This is a genomic window from Prevotella sp. HMSC073D09, assembly GCF_001814145.1.
In the GTDB taxonomy this organism is placed as follows: Bacteria; Bacteroidota; Bacteroidia; order Bacteroidales; family Bacteroidaceae; genus Prevotella; species Prevotella conceptionensis.
This window is the reverse complement of the sequence record NZ_KV815128.1, coordinates 54,567-68,489: the sequence shown is the minus strand read 5'-3', so window position 1 is coordinate 68,489 and position 13,923 is coordinate 54,567. Positions and strand designations below refer to the sequence as shown.

Genomic DNA, 13,923 nt, shown 5'->3' with positions numbered 1-13,923 from the left:
CAACCAAACTAGAAAGGCAAAATGGTGCAAAATGGCGGTTTTGTTCTTAAAAACGGACAAGTCGAAAGGCGTGAAAGGTTAAAAATAGTGGCTATTTACCCACTTTTTGACCTGCATTTTCCCTAGAACGGAGGGAAAATTAGAGCGGTGTTGTAAAATAAATAATAAGAATTTAAGTTTTAAGTGGTTGAGTTGCTTAGTTGACGAATTAACAAATTAACGGGTTGGCAAGAGTGGTGAGTCGGCAAGGGTGGCGAGTTGGTAAGTTTGATGAGTTGGTGGCTTGATGAGATTACAAGTAGATGATTTTTTGAGTTTGTAAGTTGGTGAGCCTATAAGTTGATGAGTTGACTCGTTCGGGATTTGTTGTTTTTCGTGAGTTTATGAGCCAGTGGGTTGATTTGTCCTACATTTCGTATATGAGAAGGATGTTTATCTTGTGTTGGTATCACAAAGGTAACAGACTACTCAACTTATAGAAACATTAAAAGTCAAGACGAAATCCGCTTACGCCTCTTGCCCAAAACACTCTTGCATAAGCAAATGGACGCCCTGTTTTAGAATTTATTTTGTTCCTTGAAGCAATGTGTTTGGTTCAAATCTTCATGCTATCTTATAGTTCTCTAGTACCCAAACTTTATCCTTCAATTTGTACTGAGCCGATAACCTAGTCTGTTCGTCCACTTCCCACATGATGTCATGCGCCTTACCATCTTCGGTATCCATAAATGTCTTTTGTTTTGGATTTCCAAATAATGCAATTGCACGGTCGTAAGAAACCTTTTCTATAATCGTCAACTTAAAACTACCACTATCGTCAGGCAGCCAAAGGTTTTCAATGAGAAATAGCCGCATGTCCTCCACCAAATCTTTTTCGATGGGCTTGAGCACGGGCAACTTGTTTCTGTATTTCTTTATGTTCTCTGCAAAAAAGGGGAAGAAATGTTTACCCATAATCCGCCGTTGCATAGAAACGTTCTTTTTATGTGGATTAAATTCATCTAATGACATGATTAAATCCATGCCTAAATAGTTACTGTCTTTCTCGAATCGGACTTTTGAGCGGATGCCCCGTGTTGTATGCAACGCTCTGAAACAAAAAACAAAATCAAAATCAATTTGGCTGTATTTTTTGTTTATTACTTTGCTAAAGTCGTATAGGTCATTCTCTATTTCCCATACACTAACATAACCTGGACTATCTGCTGTTAATCTTATCTCTGACATGTTGAAGGCGCCTTGAGTTTTAACATTACTATAATTTGAGAAGTTGTTTAACTATCTTTGTGATGCTAAGCCCAAATAAACCGTTTGCCCATTGCTAGATGAATGTTGAGCCAGGATTCGGGATATTTCGGATGTATGGACGAATGGCAGGCATACTTCAACGCGCCCATAAAACCGTTTATCCAACCGCCCCTACAATCTCTTTGATGTCTTTAACGCCATGATTGTCTAGCCATTGGTTTATGCCATCGCGTACCTTAATGGTAACGGTAGGGTCGAGGAAGTTGGCGGTGCCAATCTGAATGGCCGATGCGCCAGCCATGATAAACTCGATGGCATCGGTGGCATTGCATATACCGCCCAACCCGATGATGGGTATCTTCACCGCCTTTGCCACCTGCCACACCATGCGCAAGGCAACTGGCTTAACGGCCGGACCACTTAGGCCACCCGTGTTGATGCTTAAAACCGACTGCCGCCGTTCGATGTCGATAGCCATACCCATAAGTGTGTTGATGAGCGACACGCTGTCGGCACCCTCCGCCTCTACTGCTCGTGCAATCTCCGTTACGTCGGTAACGTTGGGCGAAAGTTTCACGATAAGCGTCTTGCCGTAGCGTGCACGCACCGCGCGCACCACGCTAGCAGCTCCTGCACAAGTCGTTCCGAAGGCCATTCCCCCCTCTTTCACGTTGGGACACGAAATGTTCAGCTCAATGGCAGGTATGTTTTCGAGTGCATCTATACGTGCGGCACATTCTGCATAGTCTTCGGGTGTGTTGCCACTCACGTTCACAATCATGCGTGTGTCAATGTCCTTGATTTTGGGATAGATGTGTTCGGCGAAGTAGTCAACGCCTTTGTTCTGCAATCCCACACAGTTTAGCATGCCCTGCGGCGTTTCGGCCATGCGCGGATAGTCGTTACCTTGTCGTGGATGCAAGGTTGTTCCTTTTACAATGATGCCGCCGATGCCGTCAAGTGGCACAAAGTCTTCGAACTCCAAGCCATAACCGAAGGTGCCAGAGGCTGTCATCACGGGATTTTTCATCGACAAATTGCCGATATTCGTATTGAGAATGGCCATTACCAAAGCAGTTTTTGAATGTTAAACACAGGTCCTTCTTTGCATGCGCAGAGATTTCCGTCTACCGTTTTCTCCACACAGCAGAGGCATGCGCCGATGCCACAGGCCATTAAGTTTTCGAGCGACACCTCGCATGCCGTGCCTTTTTCGCGCGCATAACGTGCCACTGCCATCATCATGGGCTTGGGACCGCAGGTGGAAATCATGTCGAACGTCTCATTTTGCAGCACCGAGTGATTGGTAACGAAACCTTTTTCGCCTGCCGACCCGTCTTCGGTGGTTACCAGTACGCGCCCCGTTTGTTCAAAAAGATCCATTTCCAGCAAGTCGGCTGCTGTGCGCGCGCCTAGCAAAAATGTGGGTTGTGCGCCCATCTCCTTGATTTTTTGCCCTAGAAAAAGCATCGGCGCCACACCAACGCCGCCGCCAACGAGCAAGAAACGCTCATTGGGCGATGCGGGAAGGGTGAAAGGATTGCCCAAGGGGAACACGCAGTTAAGCGTGTGGCCAGCCTTTAACAAGGCCATTTGGCGTGTGCCGTGGCCCACAGTAGCCACTAAAAGGCCCATTTCGTTGCGCAGTATGTCTACATAGTTGATGGAGATGGGGCGTCGCAGAAAGGTTTGTGGCGAGTGGTCTACCCGCACTTCAACAAATTGTCCGGGTTTCATTGGGGGCAAAGGTTGGGTGTGGGTGAGCCTGATAAGCACGTAGCGGGCGTTCAGCCGCTCAACGGCCACGATGTCGAGGTCGAGGCAAAACTTCTTCATTTCTTCGTTCGGCATGTTCTTTTTGTTACGCTATTTGCGCTTAGAGTTTCGGTATAAGCCAGCGGCTGACACGCCTTTCGAACCCTTGTTCTTGTTGGTGGGTTGCGTGCTGGTTGGCCTTGTGCTCGTTGTTGCAGGGGCGTTGGCGTGCGCGTTGCCAGAGGCTTTGTAGTAACTCATGGCCTCGGGCAGCAGCTTTTGTATGGCGGCGATGCGTTTCGCATCTGAGGGGTGGTCGCTAAACATGTCGGAAGTGTTGCCGCCACCCGACTTTGCCGCCATGCGTTGCCAAAAGGCCACAGCCACCGAGGGGTCGTAACCGGCCATAGCCGCGAAGATAAGTCCCATGTGGTCGGCCTCCGACTCGTTGTCGCGCGAGTATTTCAAGTTTCTAAACGAGAAGTATTGCCCTGCCGCCACCTGCGCCAGTCCACCCACAGTTTCGCCACCTATGGCGCCAAGTATGCTGCCGCCAATCTGTGTGCCGTAGGCTTGGCGTATCTTTTTGGACATCTGTTCGGCCGAATGTTTGGCAACGGCGTGTGCGATTTCGTGGCCCAGCACGATGGCCAACGAGGCTTCGTTTTGGGTTACAGGCAGCAAGCCCTCGTAAACCACGATCTTTCCGCCAGGCATACAGAAGGCATTTACGTGATTGTCGGCCACGAGGCTGAACTCCCATTCAAAGTTCTTAATCTCGTCTTGGTAGCCATTGTTCATCAGATAGGTTTCCACAGCACGTGCCAATCGTTGGCCAACACGTTTTACCATGGCCGTATTGGCGGCGTTAGACGATAGGCGGGCGCTGCTTAGAAACTTGGCATATTCTTGCTTGCTGAGGCTAAGTATTTGTGCATCGGATACGAGCAGCGAGTGTTTTCGCCCCGTAATGGGTACTTGGCTGGTAGTTCCACAGGCCAACATCATGGCGGCCAATGCACCGATAAGAAGATGGTTTAAACGCTTCATATTTCTCATTGTTTATCTTTTTCTTTCAGGCAAAGTTAGTTATTTAATTACGAAAACGTGCCGCAACATCCATATTATTCGTTAAAGGCATAAAAACGAGGAAGTAAAGTTTTGCTTTTCAGATATATTTTTTTACTTTTGCATTAGTTGCGCGAACTTGGAAAGGGCATGGCCAAGTTATGTTTGCACATCGGAGAGTTGCACACCCTTGCGCCCGAACTTAATAAACCTCGCCTTAAAACATAACGATAGCGTATGAGAAAAGCTGTTTTATTGGCATTGTCCTTATTAATAATGGTATGCCAGACTGTTTTTGCCGACAATTACGACACATTGTGGAAACAATACAGTGTGGCAAGGAAGAAAGACTTGCCACGGACGGCTATGGGCATTTTGCAGCAGATTGAAAAGAAGGCAAAGGCCGAAAAGCAATATGGCTCGATGCTTAAAGCCGTTTTTTGCAAAGCACAGGTGATGGTGAGCATCTCTCCCGACTCTCTCGAAGGCGAGGTAAGGAGAATAGAGGCGGCCGAACTGGCCGTGCGAGATAAAATGCCGGTGTTGGCAGCCGTGTACCAGTCGGCCTTGGGGCAGCTATATCATGTGTACGACGAACTGAAAGACGGTGACGGCAGTAAGTGCAGAACCTATTTCAGCTTGTCGGTTAAACATCCCGAACTATTGGCCAAGACTTCGGCTAAGGGTTACGAACCCCTGCTGGTTCCTGGCATGGATAGCCATGTCTTTAATAACGACCTGCTGCATGTGCTAGGGCTTGCAGCTGGTGAGTACGGCTTGTTGTATCGCTATTACGAGAAGGTAGGAAATAGGCGAGCGGCTTGCCTGCTGGCTAGGTTGATGTTGGAAGAGACGGAAACCAACTTTGCGGATAGTGTTAACGAGGAAAATGGGGAAGAGGACACATGCAAATTTGATGAGTTGCCCATCGTTCGTAAACTCGATTCGCTGATGAACGTATATGCCGACCTGCCCGAAGTTGCCGAATTGGCCATCTATCGTTACAGCTTGATGTACGGCTCCGAGCAGGTGAAAAAGAGCGAGGTTCTGAAATATATCGATTATGCCTTGTCTAAGTGGGGCTCGTGGAAACGGATGAACGTGTTGCGCAACGCTTTGAAGACGGCATCCAATCCTACATTCGATGTGGCTTCTAGGCGGCTTATCTTGCCGAAAAAAAACTTAAAGGTACGTTTCTCTAATGTGCGCAACCTCGCAAGCATCACCATGAAGGTGTGGCGACTAAACATAAACGGGCGTTTTGAAGGAGATATAAACAAACCGCAAGTGCTGCAAAGGCTTAGGAAGACGATGAAGGCGGTGCCTTCGGCCACAAGAGAATGTAAGTTTGTGGGCAAGAGTGCGTACCAGTTCTCGAACGACTCGATACAGTTGGACGGTTTGCCCGTGGGTGCATACATGTTAGAGTTTATACCCAGCAACAAGGAAGTGGCCGTGCAACGCTCGCTGTTGTTTGTAACCAATGTTACGGCCGTGATGCAGGAACAGCCCGGAAATAATGTGCGCATCGCCGTATTGAATGCTACCACGGGGCATCCCATGCCCAATGCCAAAGTGGAGGTGACCATTAAAGATCGGACGGACTACAAGACGCGGGTTGAGACTTTGGCGTGTAAAGCCAATGGTGAAGTGGTGTGTAGTTTGGAATATAATGAAGATTTGGAGGATGTTTTCCCCTATACGCCAACCGACGTGTATGCTTGCAGAGAAGGTTGGTCTGGTTTTTATATTCAAGGGAACGACCATAGTGGTCTGCCAACATTGTTTATTTATACCGATAGGAGTATCTATCGGCCAGGGCAAGTTGTGCAAGTGGCTGGCATTTCGGCTTGTGGCGGTTCCGACTTAGAACGTAAAAGCGTAGCAGGAAAGAAAGTAACGCTAAGACTTTGTGATGCCAATGGGAAAGAAATTGGGGAGCGTGAGGCTGTTACTGATGCCTTTGGCAAAATCGCAACGCAATTTACCTTGCCCAAAGATGGGCTTACGGGTAATTTCACCATAAAGTTAAAAGGAGATTATTACGCCAGCACGTCGTTCAGGGTGGAAGAGTATAAACGTCCGACGTTTGACGTGAACTTTGCTGAAGTGAAAGAAAAGTATGCTTTGGGCGACACCGTGGTTGTTAAAGGGCATGCGCAGAGTTTCGCCGGTGTGCCTGTTCAGGGGGCGAAAGTGTACTATACGATAAAGCGTAGCCCTGTATTTTGGTGCTATCAAAGCTGCGACGTCGATGAAGATGCGGGTGAAACGGACAACGATACCACAGTTACCGACAGTGAAGGGATGTTTAGCGTGAGGGTTCCTATGGAACTTCCCTACTTTAAATGGGAATGTGCCTTTTTTTCTTTCAGGGTGACAGCCACTGTTGTAGACCAAGGCGGAGAAACGCATTCGTGTGCGATAAGCCTGCCGTTGGGGTACAAGTCCGTTTCGGTGACGTGCGATCTGCCCGACAAAATAGAGAAAGACAGCATTAAAACATTGCTGTTTAACGTAAGGAACAACACTGGTGCAGAAATCCCCGGCAACGTACGTTATTATATAGATAAGGAGAGCAACACCCAAACGGTTGTGGCCAACACGCCCATTCCATTCGATGCTGCCGCCCTGTCCTCAGGCAAACATCGCTTGGTGGCCATTTGTGAAAACGACACGCTCGACCGCGAGTTTGTGCTTTTCGGCTTGAACGATCGCCGTCCTGTGGTGGAGTCGAAGATATGGTCGTATCAGTCGGCATCAAGTTTTAATCTCGACAACAAGCCCGTGTATGTGCAAGTGGGCACATCGTTGAAAGATACATACGTGCTTTACGCCATCTATTCGGGCAATAAGGTTCTAGAAGAGGGTACAACCATAATCAACGACTCGCTCATCACCATCCCCTACACCTACAAACCCGAATACGGCGACGGCATAACGATTAGCTATGTTTGGGTGAAAGACGATGAATGCTACGACTGCAACATCTCGATAGTAAGAGCTACACCCGACAAACGGCTGATGGCCGAATGGAAGACGTTTAGAGACAGGCTTACGCCAGGGCAAACAGAAGAGTGGACCCTAAGCCTGAAACATCCCAATGGCGAGCCTGCCAACGCCCAACTGATGGCCACACTCTATGATAAGTCGCTCGAAAGAATAAAGGAACACCATTGGGGGCTTGATTTGGGATATAATTTCAATGCGCCTTCTGTTAATTGGCAATGGATTTGGAATCCCGCCTCAGTAGAACTTTCGGGTTCTCGACCAGTGCGTCTGCTACCCACTCCCTCGTTTAGGTTCTACCGTTTTTCAAAAGCTTGTTTCCGGTATGATGACCCCTTTGACTATCTAGACGGACTAAGTTATGCTGAGGAACTGTACGAAGATGAGTCGGTGGGTAATGGAAACGTGAAATTTACTGCGCCTGTTTTGAAACGCGATGATGAAATAAAGCGCATTGCTGTTTTATCCTCTATGGCAGACGATTGTGTGGAAGACGAAAGACTTGAAGTTATGGAGGCAGGCAAGGACAAAGGCTATGCTGACAATACTGATGAGGAGGTAGTAGCGGGTAATGGCGAAAAACCTGCCATTAGAGAGAATCTTAACGAGACGGCTTTCTTCTATCCCGCCCTCACTTCCGATGCCAATGGCGACGTGGCCATCAAGTTTACGCTGCCCGAAAGTGTCACCACCTGGCGCTTTATGGGCTTGGCCACCGACAAAGATATGAATAACGTGATCGTGGAAAACGAGGCCGTGGCCACCAAGAAGATGATGGTACAGCCCAACATGCCGCGCTTTATGCGTCTGGGCGACAAGGGTTGGATAACCGCCCGCGTAATTAATACGACTGATAAGGCGTTGACGGGGACGGCCTTGATTGAGATGGTAGACCCCGAAACGGGCAAGACGTTCTATACCGACACGAAAACCTGCACGGTGAGTGCCGGCCAAACCACGAACGTGAGCTTTCTGCTCGACCTGCAAGAAGGCTCCAAGTTCTACACTGCCGGCGTAAAAGTTTGGGTATGTCGCATATCGGTAACGGGCAAAGGGTTTAGCGACGGCGAACAACATTACCTGCCGCTGCTGGGCGATACCGAGCTTGTCACCAACTCGAAGGCCTTTACACAGCATCGCCCAGGCAAGCTGAACATAGACCTGCGCAAACTCTTCGCCGTGAACAGGCCCGACAATCGCCTCACCATCGAATATACCAACAACCCCGCTTGGATGATGGTGCAGACCCTGCCATACATGAGTAGTGTTAACGAAAGCAATGCCATATCCCTAGCTACTTCGTTCTATGTAAATAGTTTGGGTAGTTATCTGCTCAAACAAGTTCCCGCAATAAAGCGCACCATTGAACTGTGGCAACAGGAAAAGAATGGTGAAGGCTCGATGGTAAGCGAACTTGAAAAGAACGAGGAGCTGAAAACGCTGGTGCTGAACGAAACGCCTTGGGTGTGGGAAGGCAATAACGAAACCCGTCAACGCCAAGAATTGGTGCATTTCTTCGACGAGAACGGCATCGCGCAACGCCTCAACACGGCCACGAACAAGCTACGCCAACTGCAAAGGTATGACGGCGGTTGGGGATGGTTTGAGGATATGAAGAGCAGTCCCTCAATAACATTGGCGGTTGCCGAGATGATAACACGCCTGCAAACCCTAACGGGCGGGCGCACCGACATGAACCGCAACCTGGAAAGGGCATTCAAGTTTATGGGCACTGCGGTTAAGGAGGAAGTGGCCGAGATAAAGGAACGCGAGAAGAAAGGCGAGAAAGACGTGCTCCCAAGCGAATGGGCGGTGCGCTACCTCTATGTAAGCTCGCTGGTAGACAAGGAATATTACGAGGACGTACAGGCCGAACGCAAGTTCCTCATCAGTCGTATGGCCAAGCAGCCTGTCGCCTTTACCATCTACGGCAAGGCCGTTGCAGCCGTTATTTTGGCCAAGAATGGCTACGCGCAGATGGGAAAAGAGTATTTGCAGAGCATCCGCGAGTACAGCGTGTTTACCGAAGAGATGGGCCGCTACTACGACACGCGGAAGGCCTATTACAGCTGGTTCGACTACAAGATACCCACGCAGGTGGCCGCCATCGAGGCCATACAGGCCCTCGAGCCCCACGACACGACCACCCTCGACGAGATGAAACGTTGGCTGTTGCAGCAGAAACGCACGCAGGTTTGGGACACGCCCATCAACAGTGTGAATGCCGTTTACGCCTTCCTCAACGGAAACATGCAGGTGTTGCAGGCTGCTGCCGACTCGCCTGCAAAGCTCTCAGTGGACGGCAAGCGCCTCGAAACGCCCAACGCCTCGGCTGGTCTGGGTTACGTAAAGACCACCATGACGGGTGCCAACCTCAACACCTTCACCGTAGACAAGACCGCCCCCGGCACGTCGTGGGGTTCTGTCTACGCCCAGTTTACGCAGCGCACCACCGACATTGCCGATGCCTCGATGGGGCTAAGCGTTAAGCGCGAACTGCTGTACGACGGCGAATTGAAGGTGGGTAGCAAGGTAAAGGTGCGCATAACCATCACTGCCGACCGCGACTACGACTTCGTTCAGGTGGTAGATAAACGCGCCGCTTGCATGGAACCGACAAGCCAACTGACGGGCTATCGCGACGGTTACTACCGTTCGCCACGCGACAACGCCACCTATTATTATACAGACATGATGCGAAAGGGCACACATGTGATAGAGAACACCTATTATATAGATCGCCCCGGAACATTCACAACGGGCACTTGCACCGTGCAATGCGCTTACAGCCCAGCGTATATGGCACGCACCAAGGCCCTAACCATAACGGTAAAGTAAACAGCGGCAGTGATGTACAGTGACACACAGGTTTCTCCATGCCCCCACCACTTGTACGGTTGAGGCGAATACTATAATGGCAGAGTAGTGTCCCATCGTGATCGTACTTGATATAAACAGGTCTTAAAACAACAGAAAGACGTATGAAGAAAATTGCTTTTTGGGCATTAGCCTTATTTATAATGGTATGTCAGTCGGCTTTTGCTGATGGATACAACGAGCTTTGGAAACAGTTTGATGTGGCAATGGTGAAAGATTTGCCTAAGACAGCTCTGGGCGTTTTACAGCAGATAGAGAAGCAAGCAAAGGTCGATAAGCAATACGGCTCGCTGCTTAAAGCCTCCGTTTGCAAGGGCGCTTTGCAGTCGGCCATATCTCCCGACTCGCTTTTGGGCGAGGTGAAACGGATAGAAGCGGAAGAGTTGGCGGTGAGAAACACGGAACCTGTCTTGGCTGCCGTGTACCAATCGGCTCTGGCACAAATATATCGCAATAATTACGATTTGAGAAATAAGGACGGTAAAACGGCACAAGCGTTTTTCGACTTGTCGTTGCAGCATCCCGAACTCTTGGCCAAAACGCAGGCCAAGGGTTACGAACCGATGCTGTTACCTGGCGTCGATTCCCGCATTTTCAACAACGACCTGTTGCATGTGCTGGCAATGGCCGCAGGAAACTACCGCTTGTTGTACGACTTCTACGCAAAAGCAGACAACAGACGGGCTGCTTGCATCGTGGCCAGCATGATGTTTGAAAGGGGATTTCGTTCCAATTCTGACGATGAAGGCGAAGACGACGATGACGGGAAAGGGTTCTCGTTCTACAAGTCGCGTATCGTTCATAAGCTCGACTCTTTCATTAACATGTATGCCGACTTACCCGAAGCGGGCGAATTGGCCATCGTACGTGCTAACATGATGCAATCGGCATCCGACGTTGGTGTTGAGAAAGAACTGGAATATATCAATTACGCCCTGTCGAAATGGGGCACTTGGCAAAACATGAACACTTTGCGCAATACTTATAATGAACGCATAAACCCCACTTTCAACATGCGCGTGCGCCACATGTTGCTGCCCCAAAAGCCCCAACAGGTGTATCTTTCGAACGTACGCAACATCAAGACGATAACCATGAAGGTGTGGCGATTGAACGTAAATGGCGACTTTGAAGGGGATGTGGAAGAACCTAAGGTGTTGGCCAAGCTGCGAAGGAACATGAAAGCTGTGCCAACCGCTACCCGCGAACGCAAGTTTGTGGGCGTGCCCAACTATGTCTTCACAAACGACTCGTTGCAATTGGAGGGCTTGCCCGTAGGTATGTACATGTTGGAGATTATCCCCGACAACAAGAATGTACCCACACGCCGCGTGTTGTTGAATGTAACCAACCTCGTTCCGGTGTTACAAGAGTTGCCAGACGACCGTGTGCGCATCGCCGTTTTGAACGCCACAACAGGGCATCCCGTACCCAATGCAAAGGTGCGACTGAGGTTTTACGATGACGAAGAAGAGAAAGAAAAGACGAAATTGTTTACTTGTGGTGCCGACGGCGAACTTGAACACGCCTTTGGTGATAACGAAATACGTGGCATTTACGTGTACGCCAAAGACGATACTTATTTCAACGAAGCGGCTTATGACACCCAATACCGCTATTATGGCTCCGACAAAACAAGTCCTAGGCTGCACCTGTACACCGACCGAAGCATCTATCGCCCAGGGCAAACCGTTCATGTGGCAGGCATTTGGGTGCTTCGTGGACCCGACTTAGAACGTAAGGGCGCGGCCGGGCAAAGCTTAAAACTTAAACTTTATGATGCCAATTGGAAAGTTGTAGCCGAAAATGAGGTCGTTACAGATGCCTTTGGCAAATTGTCTACACAGTTTACGTTGCCTACCAGTGGGCTTACGGGTACATTCAGAGTTAGTGCATCGAGCAAGATAAGTGGCAACGTAACGTTCCGAGTTGAGGAATACAAACGCCCGACGTTCGAAGTTTCTTTCCCCAAGGTGAACGAGAAGTATGCCCCAGGCGACACGGTGGTGGTTATGGGGCACGCCAAGAGCTTTGCGGGCGTGCCTGTCCAGGGTGCAAAAGTTACCTATACGATTAAGCGCAACCCCGCTTTTTGGTGGTGGTGGAGTAGGGATGACGACGAGTCTCCAAACGAAATAGCCCGTGAAAGCACGGTGACCGACGACGATGGAGCTTTCCGTGTGAACATCCCCTTGACCCTTCCTAAGGGTAAGAAACGTCCAGGTTTCTACAACTTCGAGGTTACAGCCACCGTTGTAGACCAAGGCGGCGAAACCCGATTGGGTTCCATGTCGTTGCCGCTAGGTAGCAAACTCACGGTGTTGAGTTGTGATTTACCAGAGAGAAGTGAGAAAGACAGCCTTAAAAGCATCGCTTTTAGTTTCAGAAACGCATCAGGTGCAGAAATTCCTGGCGATGTACGCTACTATATAGATAATGAGTTGACCACCCAAACGGTTAAGGCCAACACACCCATCGCATTCGATGTTGCGGCCTTGGCGTCGGGCAAACATCGGCTGGTGGCTGTCTGCGAGAACGATACCGTTGACCAAGAGTTCGTGCTTTTCAGCATGAACGACAGCCGACCTGTGGTCGACTCGAAGATATGGGCCTACCAAACGTCCTCGAAATTCAATCTCGATGGCAGTCCCGTGTACGTGCAGGTGGGCACTTCGCTCAAAGATGCCTACGTGCTTTACGCCATATATTCGGGTGATAAGGTTCTCGAAAAAGGCACAACCGTACTCAGCGACTCGCTCATCACCATCCCCTACACATACAAACCCGAATATGGCGAGGGCATAACCATCAGCTATGTTTGGGTGAAGGACGACCATTACTACGACCACACCCTAAGTATCAGGAGAGCAACACCCGACAAACGATTGCTGGCCGAGTGGAAAACGTTCAGAAATAAGCTCACCCCCGGACAGAAAGAAGAGTGGACTTTGACCCTGAAGCATCCCGACGGCAAGCCGGCCAACGCGCAATTGATGGCTACGCTTTACGATAAGTCGCTCGACCAAATTGTAAATCATCGTTGGGGTTTCGATTTAGGCTACTCGTTCCCCGTGCCCTATGCCGTCTGGCAGTGGGCATGGAGCCTACGCTCTTACGAAGTTTATTCCCGCAATCCCTTGCGCTCGTTACCCGTAAACTCCTTAGGCTTTTATCGGTTTGACACGTCGTGCTTCGATTGGGCCTATTATTTCACCTCGATGTTTGGTCTCAAAGGGGATCGACTGGAAGAAGTTGTGGTTTCCGGTTACAGCAGGAAGAGCAGTCTAACAGGTTCTGTTAGGGTAAGGGGCTTATCTTCTGTTTCTGCAAAAGAAACCAGGGCATCCGCAGTTGCATACGAAGAGGTGAAGACCAAAGACGTGGAGGAAACCCCTGAGGCTAAGCCAGAGTCTAGTTCTACTGACAAACCCACCATCCGCGAGAACCTGAACGAGACGGCTTTCTTCTATCCGGCCCTCACTTCCGATGCCAATGGCGACGTTGCTATCAAGTTTACGCTGCCCGAAAGTGTCACCACATGGCGCTTTATGGGCTTGGCCACCGACAAGGAAATGAACAACGTGATGGTGGAGAACGAGGCTGTGGCCACCAAGAAGATGATGGTACAGCCCAACATGCCGCGCTTTATGCGTTTGGGCGACAAGGGTTGGATAACTGCCCGCGTAATCAATACCTCCGAAAAGGCGTTGACGGGAACGGCATTGATTGAGATTGTAGATCCCGAAACGGGTAAGACGTTCTACACAGAAACGAAGACTTGCACGGTAAATGCCGGTCAAACCACCAACGTTAGTTTCCCACTCAACTTGCAAGAAGGTACTAAGTTTTATACCGCAGGCGTACGTGTGTGGATATGCCGCATATCGGTAACGGGCAAAGGATTTAGCGACGGCGAACAACACTACCTGCCCCTGCTGGGCGATACCGAGCTTGTCACCAACTCGA

At 49.6% G+C, this 13,923-nt stretch carries 6 protein-coding genes; 2 read left to right on the top strand and 4 right to left on the bottom strand.

The features are described from left to right. Positions 1-603: 603 nt before the first annotated feature. From HMPREF2955_RS12695 to HMPREF2955_RS12680, 4 genes are all read right to left on the bottom strand, one after another. Positions 604-1,227 carry a hypothetical protein gene (locus tag HMPREF2955_RS12695; protein ID WP_070723818.1) on the bottom strand — a complete coding sequence of 208 codons (624 nt, stop codon included), beginning with the start codon at positions 1,225-1,227 and terminating at the stop codon, positions 604-606. A gap of 178 nt (positions 1,228-1,405) precedes the next feature. After that, positions 1,406-2,314, bottom strand: a complete 909-nt coding sequence (locus HMPREF2955_RS12690) for a dihydroorotate dehydrogenase (protein WP_070723817.1) — start codon at positions 2,312-2,314, stop codon at positions 1,406-1,408. After that, positions 2,314-3,084, bottom strand: a complete 771-nt coding sequence (locus tag HMPREF2955_RS12685) for a dihydroorotate dehydrogenase electron transfer subunit (RefSeq protein WP_070723848.1) — start codon at positions 3,082-3,084, stop codon at positions 2,314-2,316. Before HMPREF2955_RS12685 ends, HMPREF2955_RS12690 begins: the two co-directional genes overlap by 1 nt. Positions 3,085-3,114: 30 nt before the next feature. Beyond that, the gene (locus HMPREF2955_RS12680; protein WP_083317728.1) at positions 3,115-4,053 is read right to left on the bottom strand and encodes a M48 family metallopeptidase; all 939 of its coding nucleotides are present in this window, start codon (positions 4,051-4,053) and stop codon (positions 3,115-3,117) included. A gap of 255 nt (positions 4,054-4,308) precedes the next feature. Between HMPREF2955_RS12680 and HMPREF2955_RS12675 the strand changes: the two genes are divergently transcribed. Then, entirely contained in the window at positions 4,309-9,918 is a 5,610-nt protein-coding gene (locus HMPREF2955_RS12675) for an MG2 domain-containing protein (protein ID WP_070723815.1), read from the top strand. A 143-nt stretch (positions 9,919-10,061) separates the two neighbouring features. Then, positions 10,062-13,923 (top strand): MG2 domain-containing protein (locus HMPREF2955_RS12670; RefSeq protein WP_070723814.1); only part of this gene is annotated, 3,862 nt, incomplete at its 3' end.